Annotated in this window: 10 protein-coding genes and 1 tRNA gene; 7 read left to right on the top strand and 4 right to left on the bottom strand. The window is 63.3% G+C overall.

Annotated elements, in window-relative coordinates:
- Positions 1 to 15: 15 nt before the first annotated feature.
- Entirely contained in the window at positions 16 to 1356 is a 1341-nt protein-coding gene (locus ACUN9Y_RS10320; RefSeq protein ID WP_445460619.1) for a flagellar biosynthesis protein FlgA, read from the bottom strand.
- 316 nt (positions 1357 to 1672) lie between these two features.
- Here ACUN9Y_RS10320 and ACUN9Y_RS10315 point away from each other — a divergent pair, with 316 nt between their 5' ends.
- Both ACUN9Y_RS10315 and ACUN9Y_RS10310 read left to right on the top strand, forming a co-directional pair.
- The gene (locus ACUN9Y_RS10315) at positions 1673 to 2467 is read left to right on the top strand and encodes a GntR family transcriptional regulator (protein ID WP_445460618.1); all 795 of its coding nucleotides are present in this window, start codon (positions 1673 to 1675) and stop codon (positions 2465 to 2467) included.
- 139 nt (positions 2468 to 2606) lie between these two features.
- Positions 2607 to 4352 (top strand): NAD(P)-binding protein, encoded by a 1746-nt coding sequence (locus ACUN9Y_RS10310; protein WP_445460617.1) that lies wholly within the window; start codon positions 2607 to 2609, stop codon positions 4350 to 4352.
- A 133-nt stretch (positions 4353 to 4485) separates the two neighbouring features.
- Here ACUN9Y_RS10310 and ACUN9Y_RS10305 read toward each other — a convergent pair whose 3' ends face one another.
- Positions 4486 to 7764 (bottom strand): ATP-binding protein, encoded by a 3279-nt coding sequence (locus tag ACUN9Y_RS10305; protein ID WP_445460616.1) that lies wholly within the window; start codon positions 7762 to 7764, stop codon positions 4486 to 4488.
- A gap of 233 nt (positions 7765 to 7997) precedes the next feature.
- Complete coding sequence (locus tag ACUN9Y_RS10300; protein WP_445460615.1) at positions 7998 to 10091, bottom strand: carboxy terminal-processing peptidase; 2094 nt, start codon at positions 10089 to 10091, stop codon at positions 7998 to 8000.
- A 165-nt stretch (positions 10092 to 10256) separates the two neighbouring features.
- Here ACUN9Y_RS10300 and ACUN9Y_RS10295 point away from each other — a divergent pair, with 165 nt between their 5' ends.
- Positions 10257 to 11561, top strand: coding sequence for a M18 family aminopeptidase (locus tag ACUN9Y_RS10295; protein WP_445460614.1), 1305 nt, complete (start codon positions 10257 to 10259; stop codon positions 11559 to 11561).
- A 455-nt stretch (positions 11562 to 12016) separates the two neighbouring features.
- Here ACUN9Y_RS10295 and ACUN9Y_RS10290 read toward each other — a convergent pair.
- A tRNA-Met gene (locus ACUN9Y_RS10290) sits at positions 12017 to 12093 on the bottom strand.
- 409 nt (positions 12094 to 12502) lie between these two features.
- Between ACUN9Y_RS10290 and ACUN9Y_RS10285 the strand changes: the two genes are divergently transcribed.
- Genes ACUN9Y_RS10285 through ACUN9Y_RS10270 form a run of 4 tightly spaced genes read left to right on the top strand, consistent with a single transcriptional unit; the run spans position 12503 to position 16550 of the window.
- The gene (locus ACUN9Y_RS10285) at positions 12503 to 13597 is read left to right on the top strand and encodes a hydrogenase small subunit (protein WP_445460613.1); all 1095 of its coding nucleotides are present in this window, start codon (positions 12503 to 12505) and stop codon (positions 13595 to 13597) included.
- Complete coding sequence (locus ACUN9Y_RS10280; RefSeq protein WP_445460612.1) at positions 13597 to 15411, top strand: nickel-dependent hydrogenase large subunit; 1815 nt, start codon at positions 13597 to 13599, stop codon at positions 15409 to 15411. Before ACUN9Y_RS10285 ends, ACUN9Y_RS10280 begins: the two co-directional genes overlap by 1 nt.
- Before the next feature lie 11 nt (positions 15412 to 15422).
- Positions 15423 to 16178, top strand: coding sequence for a Ni/Fe-hydrogenase, b-type cytochrome subunit (gene cybH, locus ACUN9Y_RS10275; protein ID WP_445460611.1), 756 nt, complete (start codon positions 15423 to 15425; stop codon positions 16176 to 16178).
- 45 nt (positions 16179 to 16223) lie between these two features.
- Positions 16224 to 16550, top strand: a complete 327-nt coding sequence (locus tag ACUN9Y_RS10270) for a hypothetical protein (protein ID WP_445460610.1) — start codon at positions 16224 to 16226, stop codon at positions 16548 to 16550.
- Positions 16551 to 16577 lie beyond the last annotated feature (27 nt).

Genomic DNA, 16577 nt, shown 5'->3' with positions numbered 1-16577 from the left:
CGTGGTGGAAGAGGATTAGGGAGCGGCGAAGAACATCGCATCTTGCGCCTGGCGCAGGGTCAGCAGAGGCGATTCGGGGAGTGCCACATCGCCCATGCTGATCGTGGCTCCGGCGGCGATGGGGCGAATCACTTCGGCGCCGGGCAGTAGATAGAACGGCACCGGTTGGCCGTCGGTCAGCGCTGCGCCGGGATGCACCTCGGGGCGCAGGCCGGCGATGTGGCGATGGTGGCCTTTCATCTCCAGGCGCTGGCCGGCGGCGACGTCCTGGGTCGCACGGGCGGTCAGGTCGAGGCGCGGTGCCACCGCGCTGCCACCGCCACTGGGCAGGCCTTTGAGTACCGCATCCAGCAACGAGATCGGCGCTTCGAGCCCTAGCAGGTGGCGGGGCAGATACACCATCGCGGCCGAGCCGCGGCGGCTCAAGACGTGTCCCTTGCCGCGCAGCAGGTCCCAGGCGTCGGGGTTGTCGCAGCGCACGACGACGAAGACGCCGCCGGCGAAGCTGAGTTCATCGGGACGGCGCAGGCAGTTGAAGACCTCCAGGCGTCCCTTGGCGTGCAGCACGCCGCCTTCGGCCTTGAGGTCGAGCAGGGTCGGGACTTCGTGGCTGCGCAGGACCAGCGCGTGGAACGCCGGGCGATCCGGAACGAGGCCGGTGGCGTTGCCCACGTTGGTCATTTCGCACAGGTCCGGGGCGGAAATCTGTGGAATGGCCGACAGCGACTCGCCGCGGGCGAGGACGACGCTGTGTTCCTGGCCCTCTGGCAGTGTCCACTGTGCAGCCATGTCGGGGGCAAGGTAGCGCTCGCCGTTGCACCACACGGCGCCATCTTGTTCGTCCCAGATGAAGTCGTACTCGCTGCTCTTGCCGGCGGCGATGATCTGAAAGCCCAGCGTTTCTGCCCAGGTGGCCAGGCCGATCAACAGGCTCGGCTGATCGCCATCCAGCGGCGTGAAGATGCGTCCGTGACGTTCGGCCAGGCGTGTCAGGTAGGGCCCGACGACCGATTCTGTTTCCTTGGTGGCGATGCCCACATGCTTGCCAGCGAGGATCGCTTCTTCGGCGTGACGAGCGCCGGCTGTCGGTATGCCGGTGGATTCCACCAGGATATCGAAAGGCAGGTGCTTGACGCAGTCCAGCGATCCCGCACCGATAAAGAGGCCCTTTTCCCATGCCCGCGATGCCTCGTCGATGCTTTGGCATACCATTACCAGGTGGTCTGGTACGCCTGACTGGCGGATAGCCTCGGCCGCCGTCTTGGCGTCGATGTCGATGGCGATGCGCGCCGATAGGCCCTTCATCTGCCTGGCCTGGCGCAGTACGCCGCGGCCGAAGTCTCCCGCGCCTGCCACGCAAGCCTCAATAACTTTAGTAGAATCAAAATGATGTAGATAATTCATGGAGTAAAAATATCTCCGGTACCTGCCAGGCGGCTTCATGGCGTGCGGGGGTCACGATCGTGGTCATCAGGACGTCGATCTTCTGGGAGCAATTTAGTGGTATACCATTTTTGGCGTCAATGTTCGGACCGAAGACTTTGGTCGTAGATGCCGGCAGTTGATTCTCATGCCGTTGTTATAAAGGGAATTTATTTTATGTTGTCGAACCGGCCGGCGTTTGTGCGTTGGTGTTTGGTATGCCATCCTTCGGGCATCAACGGCGAGTGTGATGGATTCCATGGAAAACCAAGAGCAGGACGGTCGTGCCGGGCTAGTCGAGAAGGTCGCCGATTACCTTCGTGAGCATATTGTGATGGACCATTTTCAGCCGGGACAACGGCTGCCAGAGCGAACGCTGGCACTCGAGCTGAATGTCTCGCGCACGCCGATGCGTGAGGCGTTGAAGATCCTGGCGGCCGAAGGCCTGGTGGTGCTCTCTCCGCGCCGTGGTGCCGTGGTGGCTGAGGTGAGTCCTGCGGATATCAAGGAGAAGGCCCATGTGCTCAGCGTCCTGGAGCAGGCCGCGGCAGAGCTGGCCTGCGAGCGTGCCAGCGACGATGACATCGCAGAGCTGCAGGCCCTTCACTACGAAATGAAGGCTGCGTTCCTGCGCCGCGACCGCCAGAACTACTTTCGCCTCAACCAGGACATCCACAACCGCATCGTCGCGCTGTCGGGTAACGCGTCCTTGATCGACATTCACACGACGCTGAGTCGGCAGCTCTATCGGGTGCGGTATCTGTCCAACCAGAAGAACGAGAAATGGTCGATCGCCATGGCCGAGCACGAGGCCATCATGGCGGCCCTGGAGTCCCGCGATGGTGAGCGCATCGGCACGGAGCTGCGCAATCACCTGGGCAAGACCTGGATGAAGTACGCCGACGATGAGCAGGCAAAGGCAGCCGATGGTGAGGACAGCGCCAGGGCAGGTAGCAAGGAGAGGGGCGAGGCGATCGGCGAGAAGAGAAGCGACGACGGCGTGGATGACGTGGCGACTATCGCCGCATACAAGCAGGGGCGCTAGCCGAGCCCCTCGGCGTTCGCTGTCCGGTGGTTTCGGCACCGCACCAGGATCAGTTTGGGATCAGTTGCCCGGCGGCGCTTGTCGGCGGCGGCGGTGACGTCGATTCTGATGGGACCTTCATTGTTCAGGGAGTTGTCTCATGGTGCGCCCTCCGTTCAAGATCGCCATCATCGGTGGCGGTGTCTCTGGCCTGTCGATGGCCTACTACCTGCAGAAGCACTGGCCGGCAGAACGCGGAGAGCTCGTCATCACGCTGTTCGAGCGCAAGCGCCAGCTGGGCGGCAATGCCGAGACGGTGCTGGTGTCGCTCGGCAAGCTGAAGTCGCGCACCGGGCACAGCGAAGACTACGTGCGCTGGGCAGACCTTGGGGTCAACGACGTCAATCTCTCGGCCTATCCTCGGTTGCGGGCGGTGATGGAGGATATCGGTTATCTGCACCAGTTGAAGCCGTTGCAGAATACCGAAAGCTACTTCAGCCAGGATGGCCGTCGGGTGCTCACCGATGACCGAGACCTCTGCGCGGGTGTCTCCGATCCGGCCTATTCCCTGGCCGAGGTGGACGGCGGCAGGCTCGCGGCGTTGCAGGCGGTGGTGCATCGGGCCGCGCTCGATCTGATCGAGGATAAGCGCATCACGCCGCGCTATACGGTCGCCGACTTCTTCGAGCACTGCCTGAGCGAGCCTCGTCGAAACCTGTCTCGCGCCGCCGAGGAGGAAGGGGTCAGTATCGACTGGGAAGATGCCGAGCTGCCGGCCCGGCTGTTGCGGGTTCGCGATGAGATTTATTATCCGCGCATCTCCGCGATGTACTTCGCCGATGATCGTGGCCCGGGAGTCATGCCTCTCCAGGCGCCTTTCGAGTACTACCGCGTCCAGGAAGGAGGGGCCTCGGCACCCGAGCGTCGGTATTTCGACAAGGGCGCTCAGTACTGGCTCGAGGTACTGGCGGGGTTCGTCACCGCGGGCGCGAGTCAGGGGCCGCGTGTCGAGATCCTGCGCGACACTCCCGTGGAGGTACACGCCTTGGCGGGTGCCGTGAGAGTCCGAGAACGACGGGACTGGCGTAGCGGCGAGGAGGCGTCTGCAGGCCAGGAGTGGACCTTCGACCTGGCGGTGATGGCGACTCATGCCGATGACACCCAAGGGCTGATCTCGTTTGCCGATGCCTTCGATGACGTCGAACGTCACCTGCGTGGACTGTTGGGGCGGGTGCGCTACACCAAGAGTTTTGCCGTCTGTCACACCGCGGCTCACTGCCTGCCGCCGAACCGCAATGCCTGGCGAACCTACAACATACCCATCCGCTCGCCTCAGGATAGCCTGAGCCCCTATCGCATCGACTACGTGGTCAATCGCCACCAGAACGACATGCTTAATCCGCTCTACAACCTCGCGGGACTTCCTCAGTACTTCGTGTCGCTGGTCGATGACCTCAACCGGATTCCCTTCGATGACATGCTCGACCGCTGTTCGAGCGGCATTCTCGAAGGCCTTCAGCATTTTCCCGCCGATGGCATGCCCGAGGCGTTGAAGCCACAGCTAGATGGCGCCGCCGGCCTTAGCGGCTACCAGCATCAGCTCGGCATCGATCTTGCCCATCACGACCTGGGGCGCAAGGCCTGGACCTATTTCAAGCACAATGTGCTCGACGCCCAGTGCATGGATGCTCAGCAGCAGATGGCGCGGTACAACGCCGGTCTACTGGGGGCGTGGCGTGGTCAGCAGGCGCCGCGAGCCGCCGACCTGGGCTCTCGGCTGCTGTTTGCCGGTGGTTGGACGCGAGGCGCCGGCCTGCATGAGCAGTGCCTTGAGCAGACCCAGTGGCTGGCGCAAGGCTTGTGCGTGATGAAGGACCCGGTCGAGGGGGCGTCGAGCGTGGCATGACGGTCTCCACCTGACGCCTTGGTCTGACCTGGCGGCGTGGCTCGTGTGGGTGCCGGGTACCTTGTCCCTTCACGGCCACAGGCCGGTTGCCCTGGTATTGCGAGGGTTCTGATCCGGGCCCGGCGCCAGGGCGTCAGTGCACCCAGCGCTCGGCCAGGCGCGGCAAGGTCATCGCCAGTCCAGCCTCGGCGCCACGCTGCCACTGGGCATGCGCCTCATCCAGGTGGTGGGGTTGCTGGCTGTCGAACCACGTGCACAAGCCCTGGATCAGCGCGACGTGATGGTCGGCCCAGGGGCAGGGTTTGTCGAGGCAGAATTGCGCTAGACGATTCGCGAAGTGGCGGGCGTCGTCGACGTTGTTGTCGAGCAGGCTGACCTCGGCCGCGGTGATCAAGAAGCGATAGACGTTGTGGCCGACACAGCCTTCATCCATGCGTGCCTCGCCCTGCGCCAAGGCCGCCCGGCGCTGACCGGGGTCCGGTTCCAGCAGCGCCAGCGTCGCCAGTACCCAAGGGCCGATAAATCCATGCAGGTGGTGCTCGTCTACGAGTTGCCACGAGCGTCGAATGGCGTCTCGGGCGCGGTCCTGCTGGTTGTCGACCAGCCACAGGCGGGCCTGGGTTTCCAGCAAGAAGGCCTCGAAGCGATACGACCCCATGCCTTGCGCCAGGGCCATGGCGGCGTCGATATGGCGCTGGGCATCCGCGCTACGATTCATCGACAGCAGAATCCAGCTGGCGGTTAGCCGGGCGACGATCTCGGCGCGGCGGTTGCCGGCCTTCTGACCGAGTTCGGCGGCGGCCTGACTGTCGATCAGCGCTTGCGGGGTTTCGTTGGCATAGATCCTGGCGGTGGCCAGCATGAACAGATTGGCCGCCTCGAGATCGCGGTGCTCGGATTCCCGGCACAGGGTCACGCAGTGCTGGAAGGCCTCACAGGTGCGAGTCATGTCCCCTTCGGCGTAGTAGCTGTCGCCGAGCCCGCTCAGGGCCTGTATTTCGGCACGTTTATCCTGCCCGAGCCTGGCGTGTTCCAAGGCCTGGCGGTGAAAGTGTCGGCTGGTGCCGAAATCGCCCCGGGGGAAGTACAAGTTGCCGCGCAGATAGTGCATCTCGGAGAGTGCCGAGTGGGCGCCGATAGGCTCGGCAAGATCTGCTATGCGATCCAGCATTACGGCCTCCTGTGTCAAGTCGTCCAGCAGGTTGAGGGTGCGCGCCTGGCCGAGCAGGGCATCGAGACGAAGTGTGTCGCTGCGTGCCAGGCGTGCGGCGTCCTCGAAGTGCCCGTAGGCCTCCTGGGTCAGGCCGGTGGCGAGGCATGCCTGGGCATTCATCAGGGCGAGGCGAGCCAGATCGAGTGGTGCGTAGTCGATGTCACGACACTGTCCGATCAGCGCCAGGGCCGCGGCATGGCGGTAGCGACCCAGCTGTTGCCCGATCGCCACGATAAAGGCCGCCGGGGCATCCAGAGAGCGAGCCTTGTTGAGGTGTTGGGCGTGGAGAACGGCATCACTTGCCCGGTAGTAGTCGGCCAGCTCGAGATGCACCGGGGTACGCTGCTGCGCGGGCATGCCTTCGTAGATGCCCTGCAGGATCAGGTCATGAACGAACTGGAAGCGTTGCTCCGGGAGTGCGCGCAGGAGGTGTAACTTCACGGCCAGGTCGGGGTGGTAGGCGGGGTCGCCGAGCACCGCGCGTAGCGCCGCCAGCGGGAAGCGCTGGCCGATGGCCGCGGCGATGCGAACGGCGCGGCGCTCCTGGGTGCCGAGCTGGTCGAGCTTGGATTGGATGAGGTTGTGCAGGCTCGAGGGTAGCGAATTGCCCGGATGGAACATCAGCAGTTGGGTCAAGAACAGTGGATTGCCCTGCGCTCGCTGTACACAGCCCAAGGCGTACTGCTCGGGGATGTCGGGGAATTGCTCGGCCAGGGCCGAGGCATCGAGCGCTCGCAGCGGCGCCAGATCGATCAACGACAGCGGCAGGTCCATCAGTGCCGGGCGCAGACTCCTTTCCAGCGGATCCTGTTCCAGACGCGATGTCATGAGCCAGATCACCGGCGCCTCCTGGGTGATCTGGAGCAATCTGGTCAGCACCGTCAGCAGGTCGTCATCGGCCCAGTGCAGATCCTCTACCACGATCAGTTGCGGTGCTTGGATGGCCAGGCGCTGGATCAGTTCGCCGAATGCTTCGACCAGGCGCTGTTGGCGAACGTCGTGCCCCATGGCCGTATACAGGGCTTGTTGGTTTTCGTTGGCGGCCAACTCGAGCAAGGGGCGTAGCACGACGCCGTGGTCCAGGGGCAGCCGCAGGCTAGCCAATGCGGTGCCGATGGGATCGGGCGTGGTGTCCAGGGTCAGATCGATCGGCAGCGACAGGAGTCCCCGCAGCAGCTGTGCCAGGGCGCCGTCATTGCTGCGTGAGCCGAAATCCAGCACCGAGACGACCTGGACGCCGTAGCCGTGCTGAAAGGCCATGTCCGCGCATTCCTGACATAGTCGTGTCTTGCCGATGCCAGCGACGCCGCGGATATAGACCAGGTGACCGGTCTGGTAGCGGTCGGTGGTATCGAGCAATGACTTGAGCTGGCTGATCTCCGCGTGGCGGCCGCTCAAGGGCAGGCGTGCCGTCGCCTCCGGGCGCAGGCCGCGATAGTGCAGCAGACCGCTACCGAGGTCCTCGCTCACGATGTGCTCGGAAAGCTGCACGGCCACGCTACGCGTCAACCAGATGCCCGTGGTGCCGTCGCCGAGGCACGAGGCTTGAGCGTGAGTGGGCTCGGACAGGGGGTATTGGCAGGCGTCGATACGCAGCGTGGTCGCCGGCCCGATCAGCGCCTGCAACGCCAAAGCACAGTGCAGGCAACGCAGGGCATCGCTGCGGTAGGCTTGGGGCAAGCCGAACACGGCGCAACGCTGATCGCCGCGGTGCGACGCGGTGGTCTGGTCGGCGGTGGTCGCGTCTCCCACCCGCAACGGAATGCCGCCGTGCAGGGCGATCTGTTGGTCCCAGCGTGCCACGGCATCGTTGTCATGCGCGGGGGCGACCAGGCATAGGCGCAGCACCTGTCTGGGGGCATCGTTGTCGTCTTCCGTTGCCCCATCGATCGGTGGATGGCCGTCCAGAGGCCCCGCGGCGGGGTGGGGGTCGGCACCATGGCCGGCCGCCGGGTCGACTCGCGATGCGGCCAGATGCTCGACCTCCACCTCGAACACGCTGGCCAGGTGGCGAGCGGTGCGGTAGAGCACCGAGCGGCCGCGCTCGGCTCGCTTGATGGAGGCGATGGAAACGCAGAGATGGCGATCGAAGCAGTGCTGAGCCAGGGCCTCCTGGCTCAGCCCGAGGCGTTGACGTAGGTGTTTCAGGCGACGGCCGTCCAAGGCGAGGCGACCATCCTGAACCGGGGGGCAGGGCAATGGCTTGTCCTTCTCAGCGAGGGGTAGATCGGCGAGCGCGCACAGTTTTGTGGAACAGTATAGCGAGAGTAAAGCGTAAGACTACGCTGATATGCTAGTTGCGATTGGCCAAGGAAGAGGGGCGATGGTGCCATAGGGGCGGGAAGGTGGCACCAGTAACGGCAATGGCCGGGCATGTAGCCCGGCCATTACGGTTCGTTCTGGCCGTCAAGGCCCCATCGGTGCGCGACGGCTTACTGCTGAACGGCGTACTGCCAGCTGGGCCCCAGTTCAGCGAAGTCGAGAAGAATCTCTGCTGACTCTTCCACTTCGGCGCGGTCCACCGGCTGCTCTTCGTCCTCGTCGTTCTCGTTGCCTTCCGCGTCGGTGTCGGTGTCGGCGTCATCGTCGTTGCCGCGGGCATCGGCCCATTCGTCGAGCTGCTCCATGCCCAGCGCCGCCCTGCGCTGGTTCTCCAGTGACAGCATCTCGCCGTCTTGGGCATCGGCCTCGAGCTGACGCTGCTCGCGGTTCAGGCTCACGCTGGTGTGCTGCTCGCGCAGGCGGCTGGCGAGCTCTGCGCGGCGCTCCAGGTAGTGAAAGTTGGGCTGCTCGTCGGCGCGCTTCTGATGCCGGGCGCGCAGATCGCCGAGGTATTGGCGCGGAGTGCCGTAGCTGCGGTACTGCACATCGCGCACGGTGTCCCAGGGCAGGGCATTGTCGAGGGCGCTCTCGCCGATCAGTTCGGGATCGATCAGGCTCGGGTAGGCGATGTCGGGTTTGACGCCGCGGTGCTGGGTGCTCTCGCCGGAGATGCGGTAGAACTTGGCCCGAGTCAGCTTGATCTGGCCGTAGCTCAGGTCGCTCAGGGTCTGCACCGTGCCCTTGCCGAAGGTATTGGAGCCGACGATCAGACCGCGACCGTAGTCCTGGATGGCACCCGCGAAGATCTCGGAGGCCGACGCCGACAGGCGATTGACCAGGACCACCAGCGGGCCGTCGTACATGGTGCCGCTTTCGGTGTCACCGTAAAGGCTGATGCGACCGCGAGCGTCACGCACCTGCACGGTGGGGCCTCGGTCGATGAACAGGCCGATCATCGAATTGGCTTCCTGCAGGGCGCCGCCGCCGTTGTTGCGCAGGTCCAGCACGATGCCCTCGACGTTGTCGGCCTTGAGCTTCTCGATCTCGGCGGCAACATCGCGGGTGGTGCTGCGGTAGTTTTCCTCACCGGCCTGCCAGGCATCGAAGTCGACGTAGAAGGCAGGCACCTGGATCACGCCGACCCGGTGGGTGCCGTCATCGCGTGCGACGTCGATGACTTCGCTGCTGGCGGCCTGGTCTTCAAGTTTGACGGTGTCGCGGGTGATATCGATGACCGTGGAACGGGTCATGTCGACCGCTTCACCCGGTACCACCTCGAGGCGCACCTCGGAGCCCTTGGGGCCACGGATCAACTCGACCACGTCGTCCAGGCGCATGCCCACCACGTTGACCATGTTGTCGTCTTCCTGGGCCACGCCGACGATGCGATCGGCGGGCTTCAGGGCGCCATCCTTCTCGGCCGGGCCACCGGGCACGAGGCTGGCTACCTTGACGTACTCGCCGTCGGCCTGGAGCAGTGCGCCGATGCCCTCCAATGACAGCCGCATCTGGATATCGAAAGACTCGCCCTGGCGCGGTGAGAGGTACTCGGTGTGGGGGTCCACGGTGCCGGTCGCGGCGGCCATCATCAGACCGAATACGTCTTCGGCATTGGTCTGTTCGAGGCGGTTCTGCTGTGCCTCGTAGCGCTCGCGCAGGGTGTCGACGACCTCGTCATTGTCCTGCCCGCTGATGGACAGTGAGAGGGCGGCGTTGGCCAGGCGCTTTCGCCACAGGGTATCGAGCTCGGTTTCGTTCGCGGCCCAGGGGGCATCTTCGCGATCGAGCTCCAGGCGTTCGTCACCGGTGAAGCTCATGTCGAGACCGTCGAGGCTCTCCAGCAGCCAGGCGATGCGATCGGCGGCGCGCTCGTGGTAGCGCGCATAGAGTGCATAGGCCCGCTCTAGTTCGCCGTCCTGGAGCGCCTCATCCATCGAGGTACCGAGATCGCGGAAGGCATCGACGTCACTCTGCAGCAGGTAGGCACGCTGACCGTCGAGGATGTCGAGGTAGCGATGGAAGGCACGGTCCGACCACTGGTCGTCGAGGCTGACATCGGCGTAGTGGCCGTAGCGTAGTGATTCGGCCACCTCCATGGCCGCCTGACGCTGGTCGTCGCCGGGTTCTGGCTGGGCCAGCGCGACCGGGGCGGCGATCAGCAGGGACAGCGCGAGGGCGCGACCCGCAGACTCAAACAGGCTCATCAATGAAGCACTCCAGGATTCGTGTACACTCGTCGGTCTGACACCAACGCGGTCGGCGGGCCCAGCGGACATGACGGATGGACCAGCCCGGTATTGTATCAGTTAGTTGTTTTTCCCATGACCCCCACCATCATGCAACAGAGGACGCCCATGTCACAGGAGTGCTTGCCATACAATGATGCTCGAATCGAGCGTCTGCTCGAGTTTCTGGCCTGTTCTCCCACCCCGTGGCACGCCACGGCGACCATGGCCTCGCGGCTCGAGGCCGCTGGGTTTCGGCGCCTGGACGAGACCGATGCGTGGCATCTCGAACCGGGGGATCGCTTCTATGTAACGCGCAACGACTCCTCGATCATCGCCGTGGCACTGCCCACGGAAGGTGAAGTGGACGCCCTGCGCATGGTGGGTGCCCATACCGATAGCCCCGGCCTGCGCCTCAAGACCAATGCGGCACAGAACTCGGCCGGTTGGCTGCAGCTCGGCGTTCAGGTCTATGGCGGTGCCTTGCTGTCGCCCTGGTTCGATCGCGACCTGGGGCTCGCCGGTCGCGTCCATGTGCGTCACGCGGACGGACGCCTGGAAGGCGTGCTACTGAACGTCAAGACGCCGGTGGCGATCATCCCGAGCCTCGCCATCCATCTCGATCGTGATGCCAATGACGGCCGCACCCTGAACGCTCAGACCCAGATGGCGCCGGTATTTCTGCAGGGCGGCGCCCAAGAGGACGTCGATCGGCTGCTGCTCGGCTGGCTCAAGAGCGAGCATGGCCTGAGCGACGTCACCGTACTGGACTTTGAGCTCGGCTTCTATGATCTGCAGGCGCCTTCGGTGGTGGGGGTGGGCGGTGAGCTGATCGCCAGTGCCCGTCTCGACAACCTGCTGTCCTGTTTCATAGGTCTTGAGGCAATGCTCGAGGCAGATGGTTCCCAGGGCATGGTGATGGTGGCCAACGATCACGAAGAAGTCGGTAGCGCCAGCGCCTGCGGTGCTCAGGGTCCCTTCCTCGCTGATGTGCTCAAACGCGTTAGTGGGCAGCGAGGCGCCGGGGGGGAAGAGGGCTACATTCGTCTGATTCAGTCATCGCGGATGATTTCCTGCGATAACGCCCATGCCCTGCACCCGAACTTCATCGACAAACACGATGCCCAGCATGGACCGGCGATCAATGGCGGCCCGGTGATCAAGGTCAATGCCAATCAGCGCTACGCCACCAACAGCGCCACTGCGGCGATGTTCCGCGACCTGTGCCAGCAGGCCGGAGTGCCGGTGCAGACCTTCATCACCCGCGCCGACATGGGCTGTGGCAGCACCATCGGGCCGATTACCGCGACGGAGTTGGGCGTACCGACGCTGGATGTTGGCGTTCCCCAGTGGGCCATGCACTCGATTCGTGAAACCGCGGGGACCCAGGACGTGGAACACCTGATCCGCGCGCTGACGGCGTTCTTCAATACCACCGAACTGGCTTGATCGAGCCTGGTCGGGAGTGGGGCGTGTCGGCAAGGCGGGCCCGCCGGGCCATGGCCCGGGGCTAGTGCATGGCCCGGGGCTAGTGCATGGCCTGGTGTATGGGTTTTGGGGCTCCGCGCTCGCCGAAAGCCGTTTGACTCGCGGGCGCCTGTGTAGCCTCTGAAGAAGCGCTGCCCGCTCATCGCGATCCTGGGGGCCGCTCGATCGCCGTTGGGGCGCATCGCTGATCGAGCGGCCCTGCGAGAGGAAATGGCTGGGCAAGAAGGTTGAGCAAGAATGCCGGCCGTCACAGCTGGTCACCAACCTTCACGGCACGAACACAGTGGGGCAGCAGCGGGGGCGCTGGGCAGCGAGGGAACCGCAGAGAAGGAAGTGGCGAGCCCGTGACGAGAGCCCCCACGGCAAAAGAACAGTAAAAAGCCCGTCGATCAAGGATCGACGGGCTTTTTCGTGTCTGGTGGCTACGCCCTGATTCGAACAGGGGACCCCATCATTATGAGTGATGTGCTCTAACCAGCTGAGCTACGTAGCCGTTCAACGCGGCGTATTCTACTTTCGCTGGTGGGAATGTCAATCCCTGGGCGCCCCCTTTCTGGTGCCGGCGGAGTGGCAAGCCGCTTTGCACTCTGTGCCGTTGCGCCTCGTCTGGGCGGGGCCGGGGCGATAAGTGGGTTATCACTGCAGCGAACAGGCGCGCCCTAGGTCTTTGAAATGACGTCTATGTCCAAGGATGGCATGGCACTTGCCTTGCGCTGTGTGGAGAAAGACAACGCAGGCGTCATGGCCAGGTAGTGCCGGCCACACCCGCAAAGGAAAGGCCACGCCCGCAAAGGCCGCACTCGAGATGGTCGGGGATGGCGGGACAGCGGGGCGGTGTAGCGCGGGCTGACGGCTGGGCCAGGGACGTCTGACAGAACACTGCGACAGGGGAGTCGTTGCCAATGGAGTCCATCGAAACCTTCTACGATGTCATGCGGCGACAGGGAATCACGCGCCGCTCGTTTCTCAAGTTCTGTTCGTTGACGGCGGCGGCACTCGGGCTGGGGCCGGCCTATACCGCGAAGATCGCCCACGCCATGGAGACCAAGCCGCGCACACCGGTGGTCTGGTTGCATGGCCTTGAGTGCACTTGCTGCTCTGAGTCGTTCATTCGCTCGGCGCATCCGCTGGTCAAGGACGTGGTGCTGTCGATGATCTCGCTGGACTACGACGACACCCTGATGGCCGCCGCCGGGCATCAGGCGGAAGCCGCCCTGGCCGATACCATCGAGCGCTATAAGGGCAACTACATCCTGGCCGTCGAGGGCAATCCGCCGCTGAACGAGGACGGCATGTTCTGCATCGTGGGTGGCCGGCCCTTCGTGGATCAGCTGCGCGAGACGGCGGCCCACGCCAAGGCGGTTATCTCCTGGGGCTCCTGCGCCAGCCACGGCTGTGTGCAGGCAGCGCGGCCGAATCCGACCCGGGCCACCCCGGTGCACCAGGTGATCACCGACAAGCCCATTATCAAGGTGCCGGGATGCCCGCCCATCGCCGAGGTCATGACCGGTGTCATCACCTACATGCTGACCTTTGACCGGCTGCCCGAGCTCGACCGAACAGGCCGTCCGAAGATGTTCTATTCCCAGCGCATTCACGACAAGTGTTACCGGCGTCCGCACTTCGATGCCGGCCAGTTCGTCGAGTCCTTCGACGACGAGGGCGCGCGGCGCGGCTACTGCCTTTACAAGATGGGCTGCAAGGGGCCGACCACCTACAACGCCTGCTCGACGATTCGCTGGAACGAAGGGGTGAGCTTTCCTATCCAGGCCGGCCACGGCTGCATCGGCTGTTCGGAAGATGGATTCTGGGACAAGGGATCCTGGTACGCGCGATTGCAGGACGTGCATCAGTTCGGTATCGAAGCCAATGCCGATCAGATTGGCGGTGCCGTCGCCACCGGCGTGGGTGGCGCTGTGGCTGTTCATGCCGCCGTCAGTGCCTTGAAACGGGCGCAGGTAAAGCGCCAGTCATCGGTCAGCAGGGAGGATAATTGATGGCACAGATTCGTACACCCAATGGATTCAATCTGGATCGAGGTGGGCGGCGTATCGTCGTAGATCCGGTGACACGTATCGAAGGACACATGCGCTGTGAGGTCAATGTGGATGACAACAATGTCATCCGTAATGCGGTTTCTACCGGCACCATGTGGCGGGGGCTTGAGGTCATACTCAAGGGGCGTGATCCTCGCGATGCCTGGGCCTTCGTCGAGCGCATTTGCGGGGTGTGCACGGGCTGCCATGCGCTGGCGTCGGTGCGTGCCGTGGAAGACGCCTTGGATATTCGCATTCCGCGCAATGCCCACCTGATCCGGGAAATGATGGCCAAGGTGCTGCAGTGGCACGACCACGTGGTGCATTTCTATCATCTGCACGCGCTGGACTGGGTCAATCCGGTCAACGCGTTGAGGGCCGATCCCCGGGCCACGTCACAACTTCAGCAGTTGACCGGGCCTGATCATCCGCTGTCCTCACCCGGCTATTTTCGCGATGTACAGAATCGCCTGAAGAAGTTTATCGAATCCGGCCAGTTGGGGCTTTTCAAGAACGGTTATTGGGATAACCCTGCCTACAAGCTATCGCCAGAAGCGGACCTGATGGCGACGGCTCATTACCTCGAAGCGCTGGACCTGCAGAAGGAAATCGTCAAGGTTCACACCGTCTTCGGTGGCAAGAACCCCCATCCCAACTACATGGTCGGTGGCGTGCCTTGCGCCATCAACATCGACGGCGATCTGGCCGCGGGGGCGCCCATCAACATGGAGCGGCTGAACTTCGTCCGGGCGCGTATGGAAGAAGCCTTCGCCTTCTCCAAGAATGTCTACCTGCCCGACGTGATCGCCATCGCGAGCTTCTACAAGGACTGGCTTTACGGTGGCGGATTGTCGGCTACCAATGTCATGGACTACGGCGACTATTCCAAGGTCAACTACGACAAGTCGACCGATCAGCTCAAGGGCGGCGCCATCCTGGGTGGCAACTGGAACGAGATCCACGCGGTGGATCCCACCGATCCGGAGCAGATTCAGGAGTTCGTGGCCCACTCCTGGTACACCTATGCCGATGAGTCTCGCGGCCTGCATCCTTGGGATGGCGTTACCGAGCACCATTTCGAGCCGGGCCCGGGCACGATCGGTACGCGTACCCATATCCAGCAGCTCGACGAATCCGCCAAGTATTCGTGGATCAAGTCGCCGCGCTGGCGGGGACACGCCATGGAGGTCGGCCCGCTGTCACGCTACATCCTCAACTACGCCCAGGGTAACGCGTTCGTCGTTGATCAGGTCGACAGCTCCCTGGCGGCCCTCAACCAGCTTGCCGGCACCGATCTCACCCCCAGGCAGGCGCTGCCGACCACCATCGGACGGACCCTGGCGCGCGCCCTCGAGGCTCACTACTGCGCCGCGATGATGCTGGACGACTGGCACGAGCTGGTGGCCAATATTCGCAACGGTGATCTTGCCACGGCCAATATCGAGAAGTGGGATCCGTCCTCCTGGCCCCAGGAAGCAAAGGGTGTCGGCATGGTGGCGGCCCCGAGGGGCATGAACGGCCACTGGATTCGCATCAAGGATGGCAAGATCGAAAACTACCAGTGCATCGTGCCAACCACCTGGAACGGTAGCCCCAGGGATCCCGAGGGTAACATCGGCGCCTTCGAGGCGGCCCTGCTGGATACGCCCATGGAGCGGCCGGAGGAGCCGGTGGAGATCCTGCGCACCCTGCACTCGTTCGATCCATGCCTTGCCTGTTCCACCCACGTGATGAGCGAAGACGGTGAAGAGCTTTCTCGCGTCACCGTCAGGTAAGGGGGTATCTCATGCAGCAATCGCGAGCACCGGGCGCACAGAGCCCGGAAAAACCGGAAACCGCGGGTGCGGACGGCGCTATGCCTTCCTCGGTCAAGCAGACGTCGGTCTACGTGTATGAAGCGCCGGTCAGGCTTTGGCACTGGACCAATGCGGCGGCCATCATCGTGCTGATGGTCACCGGATACCTCATCGGCAAGCCACTGCCGACGGTGGCCGGAGAGGCGAGCGATCATTTCGTGATGGGCTACATTCGCTTTGCTCACTTCACGGCGGGATACATTCTGGCGATTGGCTTTCTCTTCCGGTTCTACTGGTCACTGGTGGGCAATCACCATTCCCGGCAGCTATTTCGCCTGCCGCTTCACCGTGCCGCCTGGTGGCGGGAAGTCTACTTCGAGCTACGCTGGTACTTGTTTCTTGAGAAGCGGCCGAGGAAGTATATCGGGCACAATCCGTTGGCCCAATTGGCGATGTTCCTCTTCATCACCTTGGGCACCCTGTTCATGATCGTGACGGGCATGGCTCTGTACGCCGAGGGTGCTCTGCGTGGTAGCTGGCAGGATGCCCTGTTTGGCTGGGTCATTCCGCTGGTAGGGCAAAGCATGGATGTGCATACCCTGCACCGACTTGGCATGTGGGTGATGCTGACGTTCATCATCATTCATATCTATGTGGCGATACGCGAAGACATCATGTCTCGGCAGAGCATGGTGTCGACCATGATTTCCGGCGAGAGAACCTTCAAGGACGATGAGCCATTGTAACGCGATCAAGGTGGCTGCCAGGGATGATCAGCCGTTGGTGTGTCGTTGCTTGATACTCAGGCGCCTTCAGGTGATGACAGGGGGCGGCGTTCGATGATGATCCGGCCGGGGTGCTCGGCCGACTGGTCGGGTGATTTCAAGCATTTCTCTGCTTCTTTGGAAGGTATGGGGTCATTGTTTTCGATGTTTTGTGCTGGATCGGTGGTGAAATTGTTAGGCGAGGCACTATCGCGCTATTCTGCTGCTATTCAGCGTTCTCCTTCCTTTGTCGGAAGGTATTCGGAATGCAATATGGGTATTTATCGGCATAAACTTCCTGGCATTGTTGTCATGGTTATGTCGTTTCGTGTTGCAGCGTTTCGTGTCGTCTAGAGCGGAATATTGGTGCGTGTTGGTGCG

Source organism: Halomonas sp. V046 (assembly GCF_052645355.1).
Note: the sequence above shows the minus strand (reverse complement) of the source record. Positions and strands in the feature narration are given on the sequence as shown.

Excerpts from the sequence above, each read along its gene's own strand:
- ACUN9Y_RS10280 (WP_445460612.1), top strand. The coding sequence starts at position 13,597 with ATGGCACAGATTCGTACACCCAATGGATTCAATCTGGATCGAGGTGGG.
- ACUN9Y_RS10285 (WP_445460613.1), top strand. The coding sequence starts at position 12,503 with ATGGAGTCCATCGAAACCTTCTACGATGTCATGCGGCGACAGGGAATC.
- ACUN9Y_RS10300 (WP_445460615.1), bottom strand. The coding sequence starts at position 10,091 with ATGAGCCTGTTTGAGTCTGCGGGTCGCGCCCTCGCGCTGTCCCTGCTG.
- ACUN9Y_RS10315 (WP_445460618.1), top strand. The coding sequence starts at position 1,673 with ATGGATTCCATGGAAAACCAAGAGCAGGACGGTCGTGCCGGGCTAGTC.
- cybH (WP_445460611.1), top strand. The coding sequence starts at position 15,423 with ATGCAGCAATCGCGAGCACCGGGCGCACAGAGCCCGGAAAAACCGGAA.
- ACUN9Y_RS10310 (WP_445460617.1), top strand. The coding sequence starts at position 2,607 with ATGGTGCGCCCTCCGTTCAAGATCGCCATCATCGGTGGCGGTGTCTCT.